18 protein-coding genes and 2 pseudogenes are annotated in these 23287 nt (G+C 50.9%); 13 read left to right on the top strand and 7 right to left on the bottom strand.

Annotated features, from left to right (window positions below; translation table 11 throughout):
- Positions 1-114 precede the first annotated feature (114 nt).
- Both KEF85_RS11045 and KEF85_RS11040 read left to right on the top strand, forming a co-directional pair.
- Positions 115-348: pseudogene (locus tag KEF85_RS11045) on the top strand (integrase core domain-containing protein); the annotation flags it as partial.
- Positions 349-577: 229 nt separating this feature from the next.
- Positions 578-2551: a hypothetical protein gene (locus KEF85_RS11040; RefSeq protein WP_215580493.1), complete on the top strand. Its 1974-nt coding sequence runs from the start codon at positions 578-580 to the stop codon at positions 2549-2551.
- 58 nt (positions 2552-2609) lie between these two features.
- Here the strand turns inward: KEF85_RS11040 and KEF85_RS16835 are convergent.
- Both KEF85_RS16835 and ilvD read right to left on the bottom strand, forming a co-directional pair.
- Positions 2610-2732, bottom strand: a pseudogene (locus KEF85_RS16835) (ISAs1 family transposase); the annotation flags it as partial.
- Positions 2733-2933: 201 nt separating this feature from the next.
- The gene (gene ilvD, locus KEF85_RS11035; protein WP_215580491.1) at positions 2934-4787 is read right to left on the bottom strand and encodes a dihydroxy-acid dehydratase; all 1854 of its coding nucleotides are present in this window, start codon (positions 4785-4787) and stop codon (positions 2934-2936) included.
- A 283-nt stretch (positions 4788-5070) separates the two neighbouring features.
- On the opposite strand from ilvD, the gene KEF85_RS11030 reads away from it, so the two are divergent.
- A complete protein-coding gene (locus tag KEF85_RS11030) occupies positions 5071-6054 on the top strand; it encodes a L,D-transpeptidase family protein (protein WP_215580489.1) in 984 nt (327 codons plus the stop codon).
- Positions 6055-6078: 24 nt separating this feature from the next.
- On the opposite strand, the gene KEF85_RS11025 is transcribed toward KEF85_RS11030, so the two are convergent.
- From KEF85_RS11025 to KEF85_RS11015, 3 genes are all read right to left on the bottom strand, one after another.
- Entirely contained in the window at positions 6079-6735 is a 657-nt protein-coding gene (locus KEF85_RS11025; protein ID WP_215580487.1) for a ribonuclease T2 family protein, read from the bottom strand.
- Positions 6736-7035: 300 nt separating this feature from the next.
- A complete protein-coding gene (murI, locus tag KEF85_RS11020; RefSeq protein WP_215580485.1) occupies positions 7036-7854 on the bottom strand; it encodes a glutamate racemase in 819 nt (272 codons plus the stop codon).
- A gap of 352 nt (positions 7855-8206) precedes the next feature.
- On the bottom strand, positions 8207-9058 hold the full coding sequence (locus KEF85_RS11015) for an SDR family oxidoreductase (RefSeq protein ID WP_215580483.1): 852 nt from the start codon (positions 9056-9058) through the stop codon (positions 8207-8209).
- Positions 9059-9146: 88 nt separating this feature from the next.
- Between KEF85_RS11015 and KEF85_RS11010 the strand changes: the two genes are divergently transcribed.
- The gene (locus tag KEF85_RS11010) at positions 9147-9554 is read left to right on the top strand and encodes a winged helix-turn-helix transcriptional regulator (protein ID WP_215580482.1); all 408 of its coding nucleotides are present in this window, start codon (positions 9147-9149) and stop codon (positions 9552-9554) included.
- A 112-nt stretch (positions 9555-9666) separates the two neighbouring features.
- Entirely contained in the window at positions 9667-9999 is a 333-nt protein-coding gene (locus KEF85_RS11005) for a hypothetical protein (RefSeq protein WP_215580480.1), read from the top strand.
- 24 nt (positions 10000-10023) lie between these two features.
- Here KEF85_RS11005 and KEF85_RS11000 read toward each other — a convergent pair whose 3' ends face one another.
- Complete coding sequence (locus tag KEF85_RS11000) at positions 10024-11832, bottom strand: monovalent cation:proton antiporter-2 (CPA2) family protein (RefSeq protein ID WP_215580478.1); 1809 nt, start codon at positions 11830-11832, stop codon at positions 10024-10026.
- Between the two features lie 389 nt (positions 11833-12221).
- Here KEF85_RS11000 and KEF85_RS10995 point away from each other — a divergent pair, with 389 nt between their 5' ends.
- The 3 genes from KEF85_RS10995 to KEF85_RS10985 all read left to right on the top strand — a co-directional run bounded on the left by KEF85_RS10995 (position 12222) and on the right by KEF85_RS10985 (position 15521).
- Positions 12222-12731, top strand: coding sequence for a hypothetical protein (locus KEF85_RS10995; RefSeq protein WP_215580475.1), 510 nt, complete (start codon positions 12222-12224; stop codon positions 12729-12731).
- A 527-nt stretch (positions 12732-13258) separates the two neighbouring features.
- Positions 13259-14596 carry an IS701 family transposase gene (locus KEF85_RS10990; protein WP_215580473.1) on the top strand — a complete coding sequence of 446 codons (1338 nt, stop codon included), beginning with the start codon at positions 13259-13261 and terminating at the stop codon, positions 14594-14596.
- An 82-nt stretch (positions 14597-14678) separates the two neighbouring features.
- Positions 14679-15521, top strand: coding sequence for a sugar phosphate isomerase/epimerase family protein (locus KEF85_RS10985; RefSeq protein WP_215580471.1), 843 nt, complete (start codon positions 14679-14681; stop codon positions 15519-15521).
- Between the two features lie 30 nt (positions 15522-15551).
- Here KEF85_RS10985 and KEF85_RS10980 read toward each other — a convergent pair whose 3' ends face one another.
- Positions 15552-16511: a DUF4124 domain-containing protein gene (locus KEF85_RS10980; protein WP_215580469.1), complete on the bottom strand. Its 960-nt coding sequence runs from the start codon at positions 16509-16511 to the stop codon at positions 15552-15554.
- A gap of 347 nt (positions 16512-16858) precedes the next feature.
- Between KEF85_RS10980 and KEF85_RS10975 the strand changes: the two genes are divergently transcribed.
- From KEF85_RS10975 to KEF85_RS10955, 5 genes are all read left to right on the top strand, one after another.
- On the top strand, positions 16859-18394 hold the full coding sequence (locus KEF85_RS10975) for an NCS2 family permease (RefSeq protein WP_215580467.1): 1536 nt from the start codon (positions 16859-16861) through the stop codon (positions 18392-18394).
- Between the two features lie 177 nt (positions 18395-18571).
- Positions 18572-19237, top strand: coding sequence for a TetR/AcrR family transcriptional regulator (locus KEF85_RS10970; protein ID WP_215580465.1), 666 nt, complete (start codon positions 18572-18574; stop codon positions 19235-19237).
- Positions 19234-20265, top strand: a complete 1032-nt coding sequence (locus KEF85_RS10965) for an HlyD family secretion protein (RefSeq protein WP_215580463.1) — start codon at positions 19234-19236, stop codon at positions 20263-20265. Before KEF85_RS10970 ends, KEF85_RS10965 begins: the two co-directional genes overlap by 4 nt.
- A gap of 1 nt (position 20266) precedes the next feature.
- Entirely contained in the window at positions 20267-21820 is a 1554-nt protein-coding gene (locus KEF85_RS10960) for a DHA2 family efflux MFS transporter permease subunit (protein ID WP_215580461.1), read from the top strand.
- Positions 21821-21829: 9 nt separating this feature from the next.
- Positions 21830-23251, top strand: coding sequence for an efflux transporter outer membrane subunit (locus KEF85_RS10955; protein ID WP_215580459.1), 1422 nt, complete (start codon positions 21830-21832; stop codon positions 23249-23251).
- Positions 23252-23287 lie beyond the last annotated feature (36 nt).

Here is a 23287-nt window from a genome sequence, read left to right as displayed (position 1 = left end):
TTTATAAAAAGCCAAAAACTCAAAAACCCGCAAGCCTCCGGCTTGGCGGGTTTTTTTGTTGTTGTGTTAAGGGTTTTATAGGGGGCCTATGAAATCAGGAGGTATTATTAGCTAAAGACCAATGGTATTTGTGAGTGTTTCCACAAAACGATTTTGCAAGAATTCTACCAGATCACTTTTACAAAAAAAGTGTATGACAACCTCACTACCCTACCAAAAGACTTGGACGAATGGCTTGATTACTATAATAATCAGCGTCCCCATCAAGGAAAAATGTGCTGCGGTCGAACGCCAATGGCAACATTACGCGATGGCAAATCCGTCTGGAAAGAAAAATTTCTAGGCTAAATTTAACCGGACAGACACTTCTAAAAAATCAGTAACTGTCAGATTAGGTTTGAACTACTACCGCTCATTTGATGGCGTCAAGTGTGTTTTTTGATGTCTATGCCAGCTACTCCCGCCGCAAACTTAGTATTCACTCAGTTTCCTGTCATCAGCCTAAAAACATAGTTGATGGCCAAAAATTTTATGTTAAGCTTGAAAACAAAAAGGTAACAGCAAAATTATCGAAAAAATGACAAACTCTAGGTTGATTTTAAATGTTTTATTTGCGCTCTACGCTTTAATCAACTTCACAGTCCAAGCCGCCACCCAAAGCCTAGTATTTACCATCGGTGGTAGTATTACCGGTCTAACTGCGGCAACTAAAATCACCCTGTTGAATAATAGCTCGTCCTCTATATCGAGCGGCAATGGCAACTTTGTGTTTCATGCCGGTCTCGCCAATTCCGCTACTTATAACGTTACCATTAAATCCCAACCGGCCAATCAGAATTGCTGGATACAAAATGGCAGCGGCCAGATAACTGGTGCCAATGTCAGCGATATTCTAGTCAATTGCGTGCCCATTACCCCGGCCAGCAAAAAAATTCATCAGACCACCTATCATCAAGATGTGTTAAGAACCGGCTGGAATCAACACGAGTTAGTCTTGACCCCCAGCAGAGTTAAAGCCAATTTTAATTTGCTGCATACCGTACTGTTGGATGAGCAAATTGATGCTCAGCCGCTGTTAGTCAGTAACCAACTGATTGCTGCTGACAAAAAAAACCATGATATTGTCTATGTCGTTTCTGAAAATAATTCCGTTTATGCAATCGACGCCAATACCGGCGCGGTACTGATTTCCCAGTTGCAGCTTGGCAGTAGCGCCACTAATCTCAGTCCGGTACTTGGCCCACCAGTCAGTGAAGAAGTTTTGCCTGAGAATTGTGTCAATAACAGCGAGCAAGTGGGTATCAATTCAACTCCAGTGATAGATCATACTTCTGAAACGCTGTATGTCATTACCTATCATTACCAGAATAACGCGGCTAATTATTATTTACATGCTTTGGATTTGAAAACCCTGCAGGAAAAGCTGCCGGCTCAATTGGTATCTGGCAAAGCCAAGCTTACTGGGGGCAATTCGATCTCATTTAATGCCAATGTGCAACGCCAGCGTGCGGCCTTATTGCATGTAAATGGCAATATTTATGCAGGTTTTGCCAGTTTTTGCGACGAGGCAAATGATCAGTCCCGTGGCTGGTTGTTAGGCTGGAATGCCAAAACCCTAAAGCCTTTGCCGGTTAGTCTGTTAACCAATGCCCTGACCAGTAAATCCAGCCAATGTAGTTTTTACTTCCCTTGTTATTTATCATCGATCTGGATGTCCGGCTTTGGGCCGGCGGCCGATGCTCAAGGAAATGTTTATTTTATCACCGGCAATTCTGATCTAAATTCTTATGCCCCGCCCACCAATTTGCAGGAAAGTGTAGTTAAAGTGTCCGCCAATTTAACCAAGATTAAGGGCTGGTTTACCCCCCAAAACCAGGCTACGCTGGATGCGGATGATCTGGATTTTGGCTCGGGTGGTGTTATGTTGTTACCCGATCAAAAAGGTTCACATCCACGTTTGGCGGTGGCGGCAGGTAAAGACGGCAATATGTTTTTATTGAACCGTGATGCCCTGGGCGGTAAATCCAATACTGCCTATAGCAGTAATCTTGGCGCTGCCAATAGTATTGGGGAGTGCTGGTGTGGCCCCTCGTATTTTGTGGGGCATGATGGAATTAGCCGGATTGTCAGTAGTGGTGGCACAGCTCCCGAAGTCTGGGAATTACAGACTGCCTCTAAAGGCAAACCGGTTTTAACGTTGCAAAACACCACGTTTGCCAATGTGCAGAGCCCCAATTCTACTCATGACGGCGGTTTTTTTACGATGGTGAGTTCCAATGGCACCACTAAAGATTCCCATATAATCTGGGCAGTCGGCAGGCCGGGTCTTGATGATCCCAGCCAGCAATTGCTGGTGACATTAAGCGCTTTCGATGCCCTTAATGGTAATACTTTGGTTAATCAATTACCCGCTGGTTATTGGCCGTCCACCAACGCCAATCCTAATATCGTGCCCTTGATTGCCAACGGTCATGTGTTTGTGGCCAGTTATCGGCAGTTAGCCATTTTTGGTCTGGGCCAGCCCACTAATGCCCAGATATTAACCCCATAGCCCCTACGTTCTATTAAAGCTTACTCCAGGTGTAACTATTCGCTCAGGGCAATCGCGCTTAAATTACTCCGAGGATTTTCAGCAAGAAATCGTTATTCCATCCGGCCTTTAATCGCTTAATTTTGACGTCGACCTTAGGTGTTTTTTCCGACCTGATCAGATTTAGCGCAACATGCCTGATCTAAAATCTATTTTAAAGTGTTTTTAAGCGCGATTGCCCTGTAATATTACAGCATGATAGTAGGGCCTTCAGCGCTTTAGTGTCGTTTTGGTGGGACTTGCTTAAGGTAAAATGCTACTAAAATTAAGCACAGATGAAGAATATGACATGCGCCCAAACACCCGCAACTCGCGGATGTTTGGGCGATACACTGGATTGGTCTTACTTTCTTTCCACTTGTGATACGTCTCTGATCGCGCCTTTAGAGGCTGAAGTGGTCATGGCGGCATAAGCCCGCAAGGCAGCGGAAACAGTTCTGTCCCGATTGACCGGTTTCCAGGCCGATGCGCCTTTGGCTTCCATTGCTGCGCGGCGGCTTTGCAAAGTCTCAGCAGACACAGCCAAATGAATTGTCCGGTTAGGAATATCAATTTCAATGGTGTCGTTTTCTTCTACCAAACCAATCGCGCCGCCCTCAGCCGCTTCTGGAGAGGCATGGCCGATGGAAAGCCCCGACGTTCCGCCAGAAAAACGGCCATCAGTTAATAAAGCACACACCTTGCCTAAGCCTTTGGACTTAAGATAACTGGTCGGATACAGCATTTCCTGCATACCCGGCCCGCCTTTGGGGCCTTCATAACGAATCACCACAATATCGCCGGCCACGATTTTGTCACTCAAAATACCGGCAACAGCCGCATCCTGGCTTTCAAAAATGCGGGCGCGACCGGTAAACTTCAGCGCGCTGTCATCCACGCCGGCGGTTTTAACAATACAGCCTTCCAAGGCAATATTGCCGTACAACACTGCCAAACCGCCATCTTGCGAATAGGCATGGGCTTTGTTGCGGATACAACCCTCGGCACGGTCGTCATCCAGGCTTGGATAGCGCATGGCTTGCGAGAAAGCCACCGTAGTGGCAATGCCGCCCGGTGCCGCCCGGTAGAAAGTGGTTACCGTCTCATCCTCAGTGCGGACAATATCCCACTCATCAAGCGCGGCAGCCATGCTGTCGGCATACACAGTAGGCACATCGCGATTGATCAGGCCGGCGCGATCCAGTTCGCCCAAAATCCCCATCACACCACCGGCGCGATGCACGTCTTCCATGTGATATTTTTGGGTGGCCGGTGCCACTTTGGATAAACAGGGTACACGGCGGGAAATGGCATCAATATCAGCCATGCCGAAATTGACACCGGCTTCATAGGCGGCGGCCAAAAGATGCAATACCGTATTAGTAGAGCCGCCCATCGCCACATCCAGACTCATGGCGTTTTGAAACGCCTCAAATGAAGCAATGCTGCGCGGCAGTACCGAGGCATCATCCTGTTCATAATAGCGTTTGGCCAGTTCCACAATACGGCGACCGGCACGTAAAAACAACTGTTCCCGGTCGGCATGAGTGGCAACCAGCGAACCATTGCCGGGTAAGGACAAACCCAGCGCTTCGGTCAGACAGTTCATGGAATTGGCAGTAAACATGCCCGAACAGGAACCGCAGGTAGGGCAGGCGGAACGCTCAACAGCCGCCACCTGCTCATCGCTGATCTTGTCATCAGCGGCTTCCACCATGGCATCCACCAAATCCAGAGCGCGGGTTTTACCCTGCCAATTCACCTTACCGGCTTCCATCGGCCCGCCAGACACAAACACCACCGGAATATTCAGGCGTAAGGCTGCCATCAACATGCCCGGCGTGATTTTGTCGCAATTGGAAATACAGACCAAGGCATCGGCACAGTGGGCGTTAACCATATATTCCACACTGTCGGCAATCAGGTCTCGGCTGGGTAGCGAATACAGCATGCCGCTATGACCCATGGCAATGCCGTCATCGACAGCAATAGTATTAAATTCTTTAGCCACACCGCCGACTTTTTCAATTTCGCGCGCCACTAATTGACCCATGTCTTTTAAATGCACATGGCCGGGTACAAATTGCGTAAACGAGTTGGCTATCGCAATGATGGGTTTATCGAAATCCCCTTCTTTCATGCCAGTGGCACGCCAAAGGGCTCTTGCCCCAGCCATGTTACGGCCTTGGGTAGTGGTGCGGGAACGATATTGTGGCATGAGATACCTTAATGACAATAAAAGCGGAAAGCCTGTCATTTTACTCTAATCGCCCAGCTTGCTCCAGAGAGATGCGTCCCAGTCTATGCGGCGCGGTTTCGTCAGCCAGCTTCTATGTTAGAATCTGCTCAACTACTCAGCATCAATATTTCCCTTTAAAAAAACAGACAGTTGTAGGATGCTAAACGCAGAGCGGCGCATCATTTGCAGCTAAGTGCTTGTGAAGGTATGCGGTTACACTGAGTAAATACGAATTTGCCAACTCATACAAAGATACTTCCCGATGAAAGCCCGATTATTAGTGATATTGCTGCTGACAGCCAGTACAACCGTCTCTGCCTTGACGTTGGCGCCACCCAAGAATGCCGGCGACAGCCTGATCGGTAATCCGCCTGCTCAGGCCAAATACGTCACCGCCAAACAGGAAGACACCCTGATCGACATCGCGGTCAACCAGCTAATCGGCCAGGACGAAATTGTGCTGGCCAATCCTCAGGTTGACCGCTGGCTACCGGGTGAGGGCACCCAGGTCAGGATACCCAGCACCTTTTTGTTGCCCAATGCGCCCAGGCAAGGTGTCATTGTTAATCTGCCGGAAATGCGGATTTACTTTTACGCAGATGCCGGCAAAGTGATTATCCATTCTATCGGCATTGGCCGGGAAGACGACTGGAAAACCCCGTTAGGTAAAACCAGTATTACCGGTAAAACCAAAAACCCATCCTGGACACCGCCCAAATCCATTATTGCCGAGCATCTGGCCGATGGTGATGTGTTAAAACCCTACTATCCGCCAGGGCCAAATAACCCACTGGGCTTATTTGCCTTCCGCTTAGGCATCCCCGGCTATCTTATTCACAGCACCAATAAAACCAATGGGGTGGGCATGCGCGTCAGTCACGGCTGTATTCGCATGTACCCAAGCGATATCGAACAGTTTTTTCCGCTGATCAAAGCCGGTACCCCGGTAAACATCGTCAATCAGCCGATCAAAGTCGGCTGGCATCATGACACACTGTATATGGAAGTCTATCCGGCGCTGGAAGAAACCCCGGCCAGCTATGAGGAGCGGCTGCATTCTGCCTTGAAACTGCTTGAACAGGCCAACGCCGGTAAAATGCCGGTCATCAATAGTGCGCTGCTGCAAAACAGCTTGAAAAATCCCACTGGCATACCGGTTGCCCTCTACCAACGCCCTGCCTATGCCCAAAATAACGCCCAATCGGCAGAAAATGACCAAGCAGTACTAGACAGCCGGACAAATTAAGCCTGTCTTAGCGGAGGCAGCGGCTTATTGGCTAACAGGTAAAAATTGACCGCCGCTATCCTGATTGGTTGAACCCACACAGGTCTGGAAACTTAACGCCTTGCTAAAACAAATGTGGATTTCCGTTACATTGCCTTTGGCATCGGCATGTGCATCCAGCATCTCGGCAGCCAGTCCAGGGTTCACGGCTGCAAAGCTATCCACAATAGCGCTAAAATCCATGGTCACCGGCAAGCCAGGCTGTTGCAGCTCAGGCGGAATTTTCACCTGGGCCGCCGCTGCCCTGATGGTGCTGAAATACGCTTGCTGATCCAGACCACTGCAAGTGCCATGCTTAGTCCATTCATGGCTTAACAAAGCCGGATCACCCGGCGGCATCGGCAGCTCGGTATTCAACACCAGCGCCGCCAGCTCAGCCGGCACCTCCTTGCGGCCTTTCAGTTTGCAGTCGTGCGGCCATTTCCCGTTATTAAATTGCGGCCAAAGACCGTGCACCACAAAACCCAAAGCTTTATGGCATTGCTCAGCTTTGCCGGCTTGCTGACCTGCGGCGCCGGTACAAAACGCCGGCGACCAGGACAAGGCCAGCACATAGTAATCAAAATCCGCTGCGGCTCTGCCGCCATGATGCGCTGTTTTCGCCCCGGCTATACCCAGCAGCCCTAAAAATACAGCCAGCATGGCTCCATTCGCTGAAAATCTTGGAAGCGGAACGTAAGTGGAGCGAAGATTTTTAGTCCCCGATAGGCGTAGCGCCGGGCGGGTTTTCGAAGCGAAGCGGAGAAAACCTGCAAGGCATCGCGAAACGCCGTCAAGTCACTTGGAGCCGAAGTTCCGATCCCCTTGTTGGGTCGGAACGAGGTGAGGAGGACGAATCGGGGCCGCCGGAGGCATTAGCGGTCGCGTAATTTTTGCCGCTTGTTGGGGCTGGGATGCCCCTAAACAAGCTTTCGCAAAAATAGCGACTCACTGAAAATCGTTTCATAACGCCACGACACTATCGGCCGGCAGCTCATAAACAGGTTGTGCCGCTTCACCAATCGAAGCCAGAAAAGCGTGTAGATCCACCGCTGATCCAGACGTGTAATAAGTGGTAGCCGCAGCCGGCTGCCGTGGTTTTGATGGGTGCGGCAGCACCCTGGCAAGCTGGCGGGCGATGGCGTCCGAAGGCTCCAGCACAGTGACAGCCGCACCGGCAATCGAAGCAATTTCCTGGGCAAGAAAAGCATAATGCGTACAGCCCAACACAATCGTATCTGCGCCGACGGCGATGCCCGGCTGGATAAATTCTGTCAATAAGCGTCTGGTCAAATCCGTCTGGAACTGGCCGCGTTCCACCTGATCCGCCAATCCTGGGCACGGTTGCAGAATCACTTTTACATCCTTGGCGTAAGCCCGGCAAAGCCGAGCCACCGATTGACTTTGTATGGTGTTGGTAGTGGCCATTACCAGTACCACCTTGGACTGGGTGATTTGAGTAGCCGGTTTGATCGCCGGTTCCATCGCCACGATAGGCAGTACATGCAGCCGGCGCAAATGATGTGCGGCAACCACACTGGCGGTATTGCAGGCCAGTACCAGCGCTTTCGCGCCGTGCTCAACCAAAAAATGGCTGATTTGTTCTGCACGGGATTCAATAAAAGCAGGTGATTTGTCCCCATAGGGGGCATAGGCATTATCCGCCACATAAATAAAAGACTCACCAGGCAACTTCTCACGCAGCGCCCGCAACACCGACAGCCCGCCAATGCCAGAATCGTAGACGCCAATTGGCGCGGAAACAGTTTCGATATCAAACATGTTGTGGCCTGCAAGAGCCAACAAACGGTTCAGTTGATAATTTGCGCTGCGCTGCTCAGCTAATCTAAGCTTAAGCCTTAGGTATTTAATCAAGGGCGTTTGAAAGATTGTCTGCGGGTTTAGAGATGGATTGACGCGCTAAAAAACCCATTAAATCCTGCTTAATGGATAAATTGTGACGATGAGATATCATAAATTTTTTTGAACCGGAGTCAACTATTGGTTTAGCCGAAGATTTATCAGGCTTGGTTTCCCCCGTTCAATTCAGATAGCCCCCATTCTGGTCAATATTCAACCCACAGGCACCGAAGTGCCTGTGGGTTGAATGTCATATCTGGAGAACATCCTATCACTATTGGAGCACAGTCTTTATCTGCACCGCAATCGGTAGCGTCGGGCGGCCAATCAATTGGCTTAATTGGCGGCTGTTATCAAATAACCCACCTTTGGATGCCCCCACATCCGATTCGGCAAGTAGTGTGGCTAAGCTTTCTGGCAAACCTGCACCAATCAGTGCCGCCCGAAATTCAGGTTCCGGGAGATTTTGATAGACAACCGTTTTACCGGACTGCTGAGAAATCGCTTGCGCGAATTCGCTTAAATCATAGGACTCATCGCCGGCCAGTTCGTAGATCCGTCCCGCCTGATCAGTTCCGGTCAACACCGCCGCGGCTACCGCCGCATAATCTGCGCAAGCCGCCGACGCGATACGACCATCCCCCGCACTTCCCAGTAATACGCCATATTGTAAGGCTGCCGGAATACTGGCCAGATAATTTTCAGAATACCAGCCATTGCGCAGCAAAACAGCGGGAATCCCGGAAGCCAGAATCAGGCTCTCGGTTGCCTGATGCTCTACTGCCAACGGTAGCGGAGAATGATCGGCATGGAGGATACTGGTATAAGCCAGCAGGCCGATGTTGACTTGTTTTGCGGCCTCAATCACCGCACGATGCTGCGGCACACGTTGTCCGACGGCGTTGGAGGAAATCAACAGCAGCTTATTAGCGCCTTGAAATGCCTTGACCAATGTTTCAGGCTGATCATAATCAGCCTGTCGAACTTGCACGCCAAGGGCGGCCAAATCATCCACTTTCCGTGGATTGCGCACAGCGGCGATAATCTCATGTGCAGGGACAGACTTAAGTAATATATTAATAACTAAACGGCCAAGTTGGCCGGAAGCGCCGGTGATGACTATCATGTTAAATGTCCTGGTTTGGTGAATAGGGGCCGGCAGCATACAATATGTGCTTACTAATAGTAAGTACGCACTACAAGGTAAGTGTTAAATGGCTAAAAAAATCAAAGATCAAGCGGCACCAGCCCTCTCGATAGCAGAACTATTGCAACGTGGGGACTTGTTTGCAGAACAATGCCCGTCTCGGCTGATATTGAATCATGTCACCAGTCGTTGGGGCGTGCTGTTACTCGTCGCACTGATCAGCGGCACCCACCGGTTTAGTGAGCTTAGGCGCAAGGTGAATGGCATTAGTGAGAAAATGTTGGCTCAGACCCTGCAATGGTTGGAAAGCGACGGCTTTGTGGAGCGTATTGCCTATCCGGTTATTCCGCCTCATGTGGAATATCGCCTGACGCCCATGGGCCAAGAAATAGCCAAGAAAGTAGAAGCCCTAGCTGACTGGATTGAAACTCATCTTCCGGAAATCCTGGCGGCCCAGCAGGAAAAACAGCCGTAGCGCTAAAGACTTATTCGTACAGTGTAGAAATCGTTCAGAAGCAAGTAAACTACAAGTCGAACAAGTGGTATCAAGCTTGATCCAAAGTAAATAAAACAGGGAATTTACCAACATGAAATTAAAAGAAAAACAGGTAGAAGCAGGCTATTTGTATTTAACCACCGTCAATCAATATCGCGCGGTGCTAGCCGTCAAAGGTGATTTTTTGCTTTATGCGCCCAGTTCGGAAGGCACGGCACCCTTAAGTCAGAACCCTACAGTATTACCGTTTGAGCATCAACCGGTTAAGAAATGCCAAATTGTCACCTTTGCCAAAAAGGATTATCAAGAATTTGACTTCAATGGTACTACCGCCATCAAACACAAATTGACCGAATTACAATTGGCCGAAGCAATCGCCCAATGTAATGCCAAATCAGCTATTACGGCGCTGTTGGCAGAATAAGCCGGGTAGCAAAAATACGCTGTATCAGCTATCACCATCCCCGGATATATCGTTTTGCAGAATCCGTTCCAGCTCCGCCCGCTGGGTGCGGGTAAAACTCACCAGTGCCGGTTCATCATCAAAAAACTCAAAAGAGGCTTTCAGCGTAGCCTCATCATGCGCCTTAAACTTTATGGCTTTTGCCTGGGTGTCGGACTCGCTTTTACCCAAAGAAACCAGGATTTTCTGGGCCATTTCCAATGATGAATTAAATATCTCGCGTTGATAATAATCCACGCCGGCTTTAGTCAGCTCATAAGCATGGCGGCGGTTGTGGGCGCGGGCGAAAATTTGCAGATGCGGAAATTCGGCTTTTGCCAGCCTGACGATCTCGAGACAGGTTTCCGGATCATCCACCGCCACAATCAGCAGCCTGGCTTGATGGGCACCGGCGCTACGCAGCAAATCCAAACGCGAGGCATCGCCGAAATAGCCTTTAAAACCAAACTTTCTCAGCAACTCAACCTGATCGGGATTTTTTTCCAATACCGTGGTTTTCACCCCCTGAACATTCAGAAAACGCCCAATCACCTGACCAAAACGACCGAATCCGGCCAGAATGATCGGGTTTTCTTCCTCAATCCGATCAAAAGTATGTTCAGGCAAAACGCTTAAAAATTTCGGTACGATCAACTGATTGTACAAAGCCATCAGCAAAGGGGTGACGGCAATCGAAGTAGCAACGACCAGGGTTAAACATTTCTCCTGGGTCTGGGGCAGAATATGCAAAGTACCGGCAAACTGGAATAATACAAATGCAAATTCACCACCCTGGGCCAGGGCAAAGGCAAAACCGGAACTATGGCGCATATCCAGGCCAAAAAACTTACCCAGGGTAAACAATATCAAACCCTTGACCGTGATCAGTGCAGCAACCATCAGCAGTAAAGGCAGCGGCGATTCGGCAAACAAATGAAAATCCATGCCCATGCCTACCGAAATAAAAAACAGGCCCAACAGTAAACCTTTAAACGGCTCGATATCAGTTTGTAGGGTGTGGCGATATTCGGAATTGGCCAGCACCACACCGGCGATAAACGCACCCATGGCCGGCGATACCCCCACCAGTTGCATCAATAAAGTAATGCCCACCACCACTGCCAGCGAAAGTGCGGTAAACACCTCCCGCAGCTTGGTTCTGGCCACCGCCCGAAACAGGTAATACGATAGGTAACGACCGGCGACTATCACCGCAGCGATGACGCAGGTGACGATCAATGCCTGCGCCCAACCCGGTAAGGCCGCAATCAAACTGGCATGAATTTCCGGGCCTTGACCAACCTGCGTCGCCAGCAAAGGGATGATGATCAGAATCGGGATCACGGCAATATCCTGAAACAGCAATACCGAAAACGAAGTTTCCCCCATAGGGGTGTTCATCAGGCTGGTTTCCTGTAACATCTGTAAAACCAGCGCCGTGGAAGACAGCGACAAAGCCATGCCGGTGGCCAGACTCATCTGCCAGGAATAGCCCAGCGCCACACCGATCAGCGTGAATGCCAGACTGGTCAGCACCACCTGTAAACCACCTAAACCAACGATAGACTTACGCAAGTGCCAAAGTAAAGCCGGCTCCAACTCCAGGCCGATCAGAAACAGCATCATCACTACGCCGAATTCGGCAAAATGCATAATCTCCTCAGCATCACCAGTCAGCCCCAGACCAAAGGGGCCAATCACAATGCCGGCCGCCAGATAGCCCAGTACCGAACCTAATTTAAAACGGCTGGCCAGCGGCACCACCAAACAGGCCGCGGCCAAAAACACAAACACATTGAAAAGACCGTTCTCCACACGTCACTCCGGCAATGGCATAAATTCAAATTCCATTAAACCATGTTCAGACCGTTAAGAATAGATTTGCCGGTAGTGTGCTGGGAACTCGCCAATTCTGCCAGCTATCTCAATCTGGAAGTCTTTGAAAATAAAATAATATTTAGCTAAAGGCCAGGGAAATCAGGGCAGGATCAGCGTTCAAATTTTTAAATCAGCCGCAGCCTCAGAAAAACCTTTACACGACTAGGTTTTTCTCATAGTCTAGCCTCGAAGGTAAATTGTTTTGTTACGAATCTTTCACTTAGCGCGCGATATGACGCCGGTTTATGCAGATAAAAATCCATTGGCTGCTGCTGCCGGCCTAACGGCAGATATAAATATATGTTCATTAACACGAGGAAAGAAACATGAAAAAACTCACCAAACCATCATTACTGGCTGTTATCGGTCTGGCGGCATCCCTCTGGGCCGGCAGTGCAGCGGCGAAAAATTACGAGTTCATTCTCGATTCCAGTCTGGCCGGCACCCAGTGGAACGACATTCATCTCAATATCAGCGGTGGCACCGGCTTTGACGGCAGCGATCCAGTGGTATCGATAGTGCATGGCGGCAATCCGGTCGATTCTTCTACCACCACCGCCAATCCCTTGACCGGGATTATTAATATTGACACCACCACTTTGCAACCCTACGATCAACTGGGTGTATTCGTCATTGTCAGTTTTAATTCCGGCAGCAAGCCTACCAGCTTCGACTACTGGTTCACCAAAGATCACAACAAGGTAGGCGAGTCGTTTCACGACCATTTCCACACCGATCACAACAACCCAATTCCTTTACCGGAAGCCGAGGAATACGTATTGCTGATGGGTGGTCTGGGTACCATAGCCTGGCGTTTACGCCGTAAGGCCGCCTAAAAATGGGCTCAGGGTTAATTTATTAACATTAACCCTGACCAAATAGCATTTTTAAGAGTATGGCTATTTAAAAATAATAGCCTAGTCGTCGACCAATCTTATTTTGACGGATACGGCGTAGGATGCGCTGAACGCAGTGATGCGCATCAATCGCGAACCATGTGCCTGCAGAGTCGGCACATCCTCTGGTGCTTGCGTCAAAGTAATGTTGGGCAACCACTAGTATGAGCTTATGCCAATGCCAGTCGCCGCCACTGTCGCGTTTAATGCGTGCATAAACAATTTTTTAACATATTGTTTTATTAATATAACTGAAGTTTCCCAAAAATTTGTAGATTGTTAGAAGGCTTTGCGAGTGTTTATAAAGAATTGCTTTTGATGTTAGGCGCTTGTCGACTAATCATATACGTTAGACATTAATTGTTTATTTTCCTTAAAAAACAATACTTTGATAGTGAATGAGTCAAGTTTTACTGTATAATGAAAGTTCCTAACGCTTTGATTAGACAAATAAAAAGACCTCATTCATGTTCATTTTACGCGATATAACACAACCCTTACAAGCCCAATTTAGCCACTCTGAACTAGGCAAAGAGCGGTCCTCATTATTCATCTATACGCTGCTTTCCATTATCATCCCATTCACCTCGTCGATTACCTCAAACTGCTATCGCTGTCTTACCACCTTATTTGGCATTGACCTTAACCAAAAGCGTTTTTATACGTTTATGGCATCCAGCACTTTGCCGTGGCAGCGTGTTTGGCAAACTATTTGGGGATTAATTCCATCACCCGAAACAGATGGACGATTATTATTGGCTTTGGATGACACCATTAACCCTAAATCAGGAACCCATATCTTTGCTTGCGATACAGTATTTGATCATGCTGCCAAAACAAACCAAAGCCAATATCCTTGGGCTCAAAATATTGTTGCCGTTGGTTTACTTAAACGCATCAAAGGCCGCTGGGGTTGCTTATTCATGGATTTTCGATTTTACATTGCGCAAAAAACCCTAACGGCAAACTCGAAAAATGCCAGAATCAAAGATCAGCCTGTGCCTTTTCAATCAAAACTTGAACAGGCCTGCCATATGTTGATCGGCATAAGCCAACACTTTCCAAACACCCCTGTGCTGGCTGTCATGGATAGTTGGTTCGGTAACTATAGTGTATGGCAACCCGTACGAAAATGTTTAGGGTTACGCTTCCATATTCTATCTCGATTACGGAGCAACAACGTGTTGTATAATCAACTCGTCGAATCGAAAGAAAACAAGCGTGGTCGTCCTGCCAAGTACGGCAAGCGTATCGGTTCTACGGCTGAGATAGCCAAACAATTTGTCTCTTTAGCAAAGAACTATACCGTTGAACTCTACGGTAAAACGCGTCAGGTGTCTGCCTATGATCAAGTGGTGGTGCTAAAAACACTTAAATGTTCTGTTCGCGTTGTTTGGGTGTATCGTAAAACCCAATGGATAGCCTTGTTTACCACAGATCTGACGTTGTCGGTGAATCAAATCATTGAATTTTATGGCGCACGTTGGAAAATAGAATCTGGCTTTAAAGAACTGAAGCAAGACATAGGCAGCCAATCGGCGCAATGCCGCAAAGCGGCGGCTGTCATCAATCACTTGAACTTTTGCTTAATGGCTTCTACCCTGGCTTGGATTTATGCTGATAAATTAAAAGCAGACCCAGAGCGTCGGCATAAAGTTAAAGGTCGAACCAGTTTTGCCTTTTCTGATGTTCGACACATTATTGCTGAAGCCGCACTTAATGAGGATTTTGTTAGGCTTTGCCCTAAACCCAGCAACTCCCCAATAAATTCTATCGTAGCCGTGTTATTACGCATGGTGGCTTGATGAATTTCGCGGAAACTTCAGTTAATATAATATTTCTTAAGTCAGTGCCATTCGGCTCTGGCCGCCATTTTTTTGAATAAATATGCACCACAGCCATATCGCTTTTCACCGCACCTTAACCGGCGGGCCGCAACTCGGCTGGCCGGAAACCCTGGTGACAGCCGCCCAGGCCGGTTTTGACAGGATTGATATCGATCTGCTGCAAATCCCCAAGGCCGATTACCCACGGGCCAAAGACAGCCTGGCCCAACTGGGCATCCAGGCCGGTGTGGCGCTGCTGCCCGCAGAGTTTAGAGGCACAGAAGACAGGTTTAGCGCCGATATGCAAATCTTAGCTGCACAGGCCGCCTTAGCCAAATCCTTAGGCATACGCACCATGGTCCGCTCGCTGCCGCCTTGCGCAGATCTGCCCAAGCCGGAATACGCCAAAATCCTCAAACGCCGTCTGCGCATCATAGCCAACACCATACAGCAATATGATATCCGTCTGGCGCTGGAGTTTATCGGCCCCATACACTTACGCACACTACGGCCTTACCCCTTCATTTGGCGCATGGATGAAACATTGGAATTTGCCGCCGCAGTGGGAGCTGGCACCGGGTTATTGATAGACGCCTGGCATTGGCATCATATCGGCGCCACCAAACAGGACATCTTATCCGCCGGCGATATGATACTCAATGTCCAGATAGCGGATGCCGCAGCGCTGCCGCCCGAAGATATCAGAGATGAGCAACGGCTCCTGCCCGGACAAGGCTGCATCAACTTTGCGGAATTCTTTCAGGCCCTGCATACCATAGGCTATCAGGGCTTTATCACCCCGGAAGTTTTTGGCTATCACCCGGAGTTTGCCGATCCTGTGCTGGCGGCCAATCAGGCCCTGACAGCCAGCAAAGACCTGCTGGCCAAGACCTGGCCAACCTAGCCTGTGCCGGGGCCAGCGTACCCTAATCTGTTATTTGCCGTAATTTTGCGGCAGAAACTGCAATTTATCCCAAGGAAAGTTTTGTAATATCGCCCAGTTTTGTTTACCGTCAAGCAGGGCAGGATATGGATTTGCCAGACCTTGAGTCGTATAAGACAGCACGCCCTGGCCTCGCAAGGTCAAGGCCCCGCTTTTGTCCCAAACCACAAAGCCATAAGTTTGCGCCGCCTTGGCAATAATTTTGCCTACCGGCGTCAATTTCAAAGCATCAACATTCAGCGTAGGATCAAGCCTGATCCGAGTGCCTTCCGGTATCTGATTAGGCAGGCCATGCGGATTTCTGCCGTCAGAGCGATTGGCCGGCCAGGAAAAAATGCTCTTATCAGCAGCATCAACCAAAGATAGCCCGATAACATGATTGATTTGACCCTTTTGCAGTTCTTCAGCCGTAATTTGCCCGGCCATTAAAGGCAAACCGGTGGCAGTGGCACCAAAAGGCCACGGGAACACACCTTCAGATTTGGAATAGTTTTTCAGCTGCCCCCCCCAGCAAGCCTGCCAATTACCGTTAACATTTTGCATTTTCCAGAATTCCCATAAGGTATCGCTGGTCGGATCGTAAATAGTCAACTCACCATCACTATCTGGCGAACTGGCCGCATTAGCCGGAATCGGCACATTGGCAAATTGGGCTTGCAATTCCGGGCTGGGTCTACTGTTGGCCTGACATAACCATTGCTTCACCGTCGTCGTGGGAGTACCGGGTTTAACGATATAAACCGGCGCATTAAAAGTGTCCAGCGTAATCGAAACCGTCCCATAATAGGCATGCAACTGGCGGATAAACTCATTGGTGTAATTACTGGAATTAGCATCCAGCGGCGCATCGGCAGGAATGGGCGTATGCCAGAAACCCGTACCGGAATGAGGCGTTATTTCAGCGCAAGCAACACAAAACAACAGCACGACAGTAATAAAAAACTTTTTCATAAAATGGGGTCGGGTTACATTAATTAAAATTCTAACGACTCAGCGATCAAGTATTTGTTTAAAAATAGTCAGTTGTAGCATATCCCAAACACAGAGCAGCGCAATATGCGCAGTTAAGTACTTGTTTAAAAATGATCATGCAGAGTTACGCTAAGTAATTTAAATTAATGTAACCTGACCGCATTTATTGCACCTATTATAGAGTTGACAACGCAAACTCGACATAGTTTTATAAGCTGCATAAATTGTCCTGACCGTTGGCGGGTATAGTTCGGCTGTGCCGCTGGCCGGCAGCCGCAGCAACCGACATGTTCAGCAATGCAAAATCAAGCAGCCGGGGAGGGCAAATGCAGTTTTATTGGTGGCGTAACGGAGATCTGGACGGCTTTTTCGGTCTGTTTGTGGATAATTTGATCCAGCTGATTTTGATCGTGGTATTGTGCGGCACCCTACTCAATATGCCGGCTGAAATGGTATTTGGCCGGATACTGCCCGGCGTGGCGGTAAGCTTGCTGGTCGGCAATCTGTTCTATGGCTTTCAAGCCCGAACGCTAGCGGTGGTCAGCGGCCAGGCCCATGTCACTGCACTGCCTTACGGGGTAAACACAGTATCGCTGTTTGCCTTTATTTTATTTGTCATGAAACCAGTGCTGGATCAGAGCCATGATGTGGAGCTGGCCTGGCGAGTGGGTCTGGCCGCCTGTCTGGGATCCGGATTGATAGAACTGGCAGGTGCTTTTGTCGCCGGCTGGGTCAAACGCATCACCCCGCGCGCCGCATTGCTGGCAACCCTGGCCGGCATTGCCATCACCTTTATTGCCATGGATTTTTGCTTTCGCATCTTTGCCGATCCTCTGGTAGGCTTTGTGCCGCTGGCTTTGATTCTGGTGCAATACATTGGCCGCCTGCAATTGCCGGCCAATATTCCGGCTGGTCTGGTCGCCGTGGTATTCGGCAGCCTGTTAGCCTGGGGATTGGGCCGTATGGATAGCGCCGCTCTCAGCAACGCACTGCATATACAGCTGCACATCCCGCATTTATATCTGGCAGATGTGTTGGATGCGACATTTTCGACCTATATGATCAGTTTTCTCCCGGTTATCGTACCGATGGGGCTGTTCAACTTGTTGGGCTCCCTGCAAAACCTGGAAAGTGCCGAAGCAGCCGGTGATGTATATCCGGTGCGAAGCTCATTGGCCATGAACGGCCTGGGCACCGTGGCAGCAGCCTGTTTTGGCAGCGTCTTCCCCACCACCATTTATATCGGCCATCCCGGCTGGAAAAAAATGGGCGCCGGTGCCGGTTACTCAATCGCCAATGGCGTCGCTATCACCTTGCTGTGCCTGCTGGGCCTGGTCGGTTTTGTGGCGGCACTGATACCGGTCGAGGCCGGTGCGGCCATCTTGTTATGGATAGGCATCACCATTGCCGCCCAAGCCTTTGAAGTCACCCCCAGAGCCCATGCCCCGGCAGTCGTGGTCGGCTTCTTCCCGGCTTTGGCCGCCTGGGGCTTATTAATGCTGGAAAGCGGCTTACGTGCAGCCGGCACCAATGTCGAAGCGGTTGGCATCGCCGCGCTCAGCCGGCAATTACCCATTGCCGGGCTGATTGCCCTGGAGCGCGGCTTTATTTTTACCTCAATGATACTGGCGGCGATGACCGTCAGCCTGATAGACCGGCATTACCGATCCGCAGCCCTATGGGCGCTGGTGGCGGCGCTGATCAGCAGCAGCGGACTGATGCATGGCTATACCATAGCCGACGGCGCCATCATCAACGCCTACGGCCCCGCCACAACCTGGCCGTTTGTCTGCGGCTATACCGGCATAGCCCTGATCTTCTTCAGCCTGGACCACCTCAAAAATGGGGTCAGGTTACATTAATTTGACTAAACAAGCACCGGCGTAAGCTGGCGGTTATTTAGTTCCTTTCCTATAGTTCTGCGCATCCGCTAATTGCCAAGTTTTAAACTGAACGATTGGCGCCGAATAAAATTTTTTTCTCCATTTATAAAACCGTTTGGTACACTAATGCAAATAGTAAACCATACGGTATAGTATATGAATAGCAATTCAGGTATTCAGCATAAAATCCGGCCATGTCCAGGCCGGCCCAAGGATGTGCAGAAGCGCAGGGGGATAGTGGCGGCAGCGCGCAATCTGTTTTTGCAGCAGGGTTATGAATTAACCAGCATGGAGGCGGTAGCGAAACTGGCGGATGTATCCAAACTGACTATTTACCGTCATTTTGATAATAAGGCCGATCTGTTCCGCGAGGTGATACGCGAAGGCTGTGAACGGCAGGTGGCGGCGGATAATTTTTCGAATTATGCCGGGCAGCCGCCGGAACAGGCTTTGCTGCAGTTAGGCGTCAGTCTGGTGAAATTGATTTTTAACCCGGAATCGCTGCGGCTGCTGCGGATAATTCAAGCCGAAGCCTTGCATCATCCACAAATCGTTCAGGTGTTTTATCAGGCCGGCCCGCAACGAGTGAAAAGCGCTTTCGCCGAATTGCTGCAGGTGTGGGTGGCGCAGGGCCGGTTGGCTGTGGCAGATATCCCCAGAGCCTGTGAACAATTTTTCAGTCTGTTGAAAGGCGAAGCGCATCTTAAGGCCCTGCTGCATCAGGATGCCGGTTTAAACGATGCGGAAATGGCCGAGCATGTACGCGCTTGTGTGCGGTTGTTTCTGGCTGGATATGGGCTTAACCCGACGGAGGCAGGATGAGCGGCAAACACTTGAAATTTTATCTGGGCGCGGCGCTGCTGGTGGTGGTGAGCGGGGTTTATTTATACTTGCATCGTGGCGAGGAATCCACTGATGACGCCACTATCGGCGGTCGAGTGGTCGCGCTTAGCCCTAAAGTGTCCGGTTACGTCAAAACCTTGAATATCGACGATAACCAATTGGTGCAGGCCGGCGAGGTATTGCTGGAAATCGATCCCAGCGATTATCTATTTCGGCGCGACAGGGCCTTGGCCACTTATCAGGCGGCTAAGGCAGCGCTGGCAGCTTCCCAGCAAAACCTGGAAACCACCAATGTTTCCGCGCCCTCCAACCAGGATGCGGTGCAGGCGCAGCTGGAGGCCGCCCAAGCCAATTGGCGCAAGGCCGAACAGGATTTGTCGCGGATGCAGGCCTTGAGCAGTCAGGCCCGCAGCCAGGGCCAGCTTGATCAGGCCGTTGCCGCTGAGAAAACCGCAAAGTCGGCTGTTTACGAGGCGCAGGCCCGGTTGCGCAGCGCCGCCACTGCGCCCAAGGCCATCGCTGCGGCGCGGGCTCAGCATCAGCAACTGTCGGCGCAGTTGTTGCAAGCGCAGGCCGATCTGTCACAGGCGGAAAACGATTTGAGCAATACTCGCATCGTTGCAGCTATGGCTGGCCGCATCACCAATCGCAGCGTGGAGCGCGGCGATTATATTCAGCCCGGCCAGTCGTTGGGTTCGCTGGTCAGTCTCGACACCTGGGTGGTGGCCAATTTCAAGGAAACCCAGTTGCAGCATATACGACCGGGCCAGCCGGTGGCGATCAGCATCGACGCTTATCCGGATTTGAATTTATCCGGACAGGTGGACAGCATTCAGGCCGGTTCGGGGGCGTTTTTCTCAGCATTTCCGCCGCAGAATGCCACCGGGAATTTTGTAAAAATCGTCCAGCGGGTACCTGTGAAAATAGTTTTTGAAAAACTGCCGGCGGATATGCCGGTGCTGGGGCCGGGCATGTCGGTTACGCCTACCGTGTTTACGGCTGATTGATATGAATGCTGCCGCTCCCGCCGTAAATCCTTATCTGATCGCTGTGGTGGTAAGTCTGGCTGCCTTTATGGAAGTGCTGGACACCACTATCGTCAATGTGGCGCTGGCGCATATCGGCGGCAGTCTGGCGGCCAGTCCGGATGAAAGCACCTGGGTGCTGACTTCCTATCTGGTGGCTAACGGCATTGTGCTGCCGCTGTCCGGCTGGTTGGCCGGGGTGATGGGCCGGAAAAATTATTTTTTACTAAGCATCGTCGGCTTTACCCTGACTTCATTCGCCTGTGGCCTGGCAACCTCCCTACCGATGCTGATCGTGTTCCGCTTATTGCAGGGCTTGGCCGGGGGCGGATTGCAACCCATGCAAATGGCGATAGTGATGGACGCGTTTCCGCTGGAAAAACGCGGCACGGCGTTCGGTATCACTGGTTTGACCATGATAGTCGCGCCGATTCTGGGGCCGACACTGGGCGGGTTTATTACCGACAGTTTTAATTGGCGGTGGATATTTTTTATGAATGTGCCGATAGGTTTGCTGGCCTTAATACTGGTCAAGCGGCTGGTGCAAGATCCAGTGCATGCCCAGGCCAAAGGGCTGCTATCCATCGATTACATCGGTCTGGGCTTAGTGGTGCTGGGTTTGGGGGCGCTGCAGGTGGTGCTGGACAAAGGCCAGGAAGACGACTGGTTTTCCAGTCATTTCATTATCTTTTTTAGTATTGTTTGCGTGGTTTCGCTGCTGGCCGCCGTTGTTTGGCTATTACGCCAGCCCGATCCGGTGATAGATTTGCGGCTGATGCAGAACCGTAGCTTCGGCATGGCCAGCCTGATGATATTTTTTGTTGGCATCGCCTTGTACAGCTCCAGCACCTTGCTGCCGTTGTTGGTACAGACCGAATTCGGCTACGACGCCACTACCGCCGGGCTGGTGCTGTCGCCGGGCGGTTTGGCGCTGGTGATTTTAATGCCGGTGGTCGGCAAGTTGGTCAACCGCTTTCAGGCCAGTTATCTGATCGCGCTGGGCATGCTGCTGGTCAGCGGCGGCATGTGGCTGACCAGTTTCATTACCCCGCAAAGTGATTATGAGCACTTTGTGCTAATGCGAGTGTTTCAGGTACTGGGTTTGCCATTTTTGTTCATACCATCCAGTACGCTGGCTTTTTCCGGCATCCCACCGGAAAAAAGCAGCAAGGCATCGGCACTGTTTTCCTTGATCCGCAATCTTGGCGGCAGCATCGGCATATCACTGGTGCTGAGTTATGTGGCCCGCCACCAGCAACTGCATCAAACCGTACTGGTCGAACACCTTAATGCCGCCAATCCGGGGTATGTGGAGTTGTTGGCGCAATATACCCGGCATGCCGCCGGTTCCGGGGTGGAGGCGGGCAGGCAGGCGCTGAACCGGATTTATCAGCAATTGCTCAGTCAGTCCAGCATTCTGGCGTATTGCGACGCCTTCCGGCTATTGGCGGTGATTACTCTGGGTCTGGCCGGCATCGCCTTGCTGATGCCTAAACACCGATCCGGACCAACCGCGTCCCCAATCGCGGGGCATTAGGAGATGACCATGTCCAAGCGTAAGCGTTACCTGATCGGTGCACTGCTGTTGAATTTGGGCGGTTGTATGCTCGGCCCGGATTATCAGCCGCCGGCCAGCCAATTGCCGGAAAACTGGCGTTCAGCGCCGCTGAGCGCCGGCGAAAATCCGGCCAACGCCATAGAACGGAACTGGTGGCAGCATTTTAACGACCCGCTGCTGAATCAGTTGATTGAAAAAGTCGGCGCGCGCAATCTGGATATTAAACTGGCCGAAAACCGCATCGTCACAGCCCGAGCGGCACGGGCCGCCAGCAGCGCGGTACTGCTACCGTCCGGCGACATGATGGCCAGCGCCAACCGCCAGCAAAACCAGCTGGGTTTTCCCAGCAGCGGCCCGTCCAATCTGGCTGGTTTGGTCAAACAGCCGTTCAATATTTTCAAATCCGGCTTTGATGCCAGTTGGGAGCTGGATTTATTCGGCGGCCACCGCCGCGACGTGGAATCGGCGCAGGCCGAACTGGAAGCCGCGGCGCTGTCGCAGGCGGACATTCTGGTCAGCTCCCGGGCGGAAACCGCGAAAACCTATTTTGATATCCGTTTGTATCAGGCCCAATGGCAATTGGCGCAGCAGGTGCTGGCCAGTGACCGGCAATCTCTGGCAATTTTTCAGGAACGCTATCAGCAAGGCGATGCCAGTGCCGACGACGCAGCACGGGCCGAAGCCAAGCTTCAGCATGATCAGGCCCAGATCGCCTATTACGCCAATCTGCAGGCTCAGGCTGAGTACAGCCTGGATTTGCTGCTCGGCGCAGCGCCGGGTACAGCCCATCAACTCACTGCCGCCAGCGCCGCCGTGCCGGTCAGCCCAGTACAACTGGTGCTGGCCGCGCCTGCCGCCGTGATCGCCCAGCGTCCGGACATTCGTTATGCTGAACGCAAGCTGGCTGCGGCCACCGCCCAGCAAGGCGCGGCGGTGGCCAAGTTTTTTCCGGACATTTCCTTAAGTGGATTTGTCGGCTTGTTTAACACCAATGCCGGTAACTTTTTCAGCTTGAGCAGCAAAGCCTTTGGCATGGGCGCAAATATGATCTGGCCGATACTCAGTTTCGGCACGCTGTCCGCCAATCTGGACGCGGCGGACGCCCGTCAGCAGGAAGCCATGACGCAGTATCAGCACAGCATCCTCGCCGCGCTGACCGATGTGGAGCGTGCCTTCAGTGCTTTCAGCGCCCAGGAACAATCCCGGCAGGCACTGGCTAAAGAAGCGCAAGCCAACCGGCAATTACTGGCGATAGCCGAAGAACGCTACCAACAAGGCCAAACCGCTTACCCGGAAGTGCTGGACGCGCAACGCATTTGCTACGCCAGCGAAAATAATCTCAGCCAAGCAACCGCCCAAACCGGGCAGGATTTGATTGCAGTGTATAAGCGTTTGGGGGGAGGATGGTAAAAATGGGGTCAGGTTACTTTAATTTTTATTAAAGTA

The sequence above is a fragment of the Methylomonas paludis genome, from assembly GCF_018734325.1.
GTDB lineage: Bacteria > Pseudomonadota > Gammaproteobacteria > Methylococcales > Methylomonadaceae > Methylomonas > Methylomonas paludis.
This window is presented reverse-complemented; position numbering and strand designations above follow the sequence as displayed.

What these genes read in the sequence shown, in the direction of transcription:
- KEF85_RS11040 (WP_215580493.1), top strand. Translation starts at nt 578, where the DNA reads ATGACAAACTCTAGGTTGATTTTAAATGTTTTATTTGCGCTCTACGCT.
- ilvD (WP_215580491.1), bottom strand. Translation starts at nt 4,787, where the DNA reads ATGCCACAATATCGTTCCCGCACCACTACCCAAGGCCGTAACATGGCT.
- KEF85_RS11030 (WP_215580489.1), top strand. Translation starts at nt 5,071, where the DNA reads ATGAAAGCCCGATTATTAGTGATATTGCTGCTGACAGCCAGTACAACC.
- KEF85_RS11025 (WP_215580487.1), bottom strand. Translation starts at nt 6,735, where the DNA reads ATGCTGGCTGTATTTTTAGGGCTGCTGGGTATAGCCGGGGCGAAAACA.
- murI (WP_215580485.1), bottom strand. Translation starts at nt 7,854, where the DNA reads ATGTTTGATATCGAAACTGTTTCCGCGCCAATTGGCGTCTACGATTCT.
- KEF85_RS11015 (WP_215580483.1), bottom strand. Translation starts at nt 9,058, where the DNA reads ATGATAGTCATCACCGGCGCTTCCGGCCAACTTGGCCGTTTAGTTATT.
- KEF85_RS11010 (WP_215580482.1), top strand. Translation starts at nt 9,147, where the DNA reads ATGGCTAAAAAAATCAAAGATCAAGCGGCACCAGCCCTCTCGATAGCA.
- KEF85_RS11005 (WP_215580480.1), top strand. Translation starts at nt 9,667, where the DNA reads ATGAAATTAAAAGAAAAACAGGTAGAAGCAGGCTATTTGTATTTAACC.
- KEF85_RS10995 (WP_215580475.1), top strand. Translation starts at nt 12,222, where the DNA reads ATGAAAAAACTCACCAAACCATCATTACTGGCTGTTATCGGTCTGGCG.
- KEF85_RS10990 (WP_215580473.1), top strand. Translation starts at nt 13,259, where the DNA reads ATGTTCATTTTACGCGATATAACACAACCCTTACAAGCCCAATTTAGC.
- KEF85_RS10985 (WP_215580471.1), top strand. Translation starts at nt 14,679, where the DNA reads ATGCACCACAGCCATATCGCTTTTCACCGCACCTTAACCGGCGGGCCG.
- KEF85_RS10980 (WP_215580469.1), bottom strand. Translation starts at nt 16,511, where the DNA reads ATGAAAAAGTTTTTTATTACTGTCGTGCTGTTGTTTTGTGTTGCTTGC.
- KEF85_RS10975 (WP_215580467.1), top strand. Translation starts at nt 16,859, where the DNA reads ATGCAGTTTTATTGGTGGCGTAACGGAGATCTGGACGGCTTTTTCGGT.
- KEF85_RS10970 (WP_215580465.1), top strand. Translation starts at nt 18,572, where the DNA reads ATGAATAGCAATTCAGGTATTCAGCATAAAATCCGGCCATGTCCAGGC.
- KEF85_RS10965 (WP_215580463.1), top strand. Translation starts at nt 19,234, where the DNA reads ATGAGCGGCAAACACTTGAAATTTTATCTGGGCGCGGCGCTGCTGGTG.
- KEF85_RS10960 (WP_215580461.1), top strand. Translation starts at nt 20,267, where the DNA reads ATGAATGCTGCCGCTCCCGCCGTAAATCCTTATCTGATCGCTGTGGTG.
- KEF85_RS10955 (WP_215580459.1), top strand. Translation starts at nt 21,830, where the DNA reads ATGTCCAAGCGTAAGCGTTACCTGATCGGTGCACTGCTGTTGAATTTG.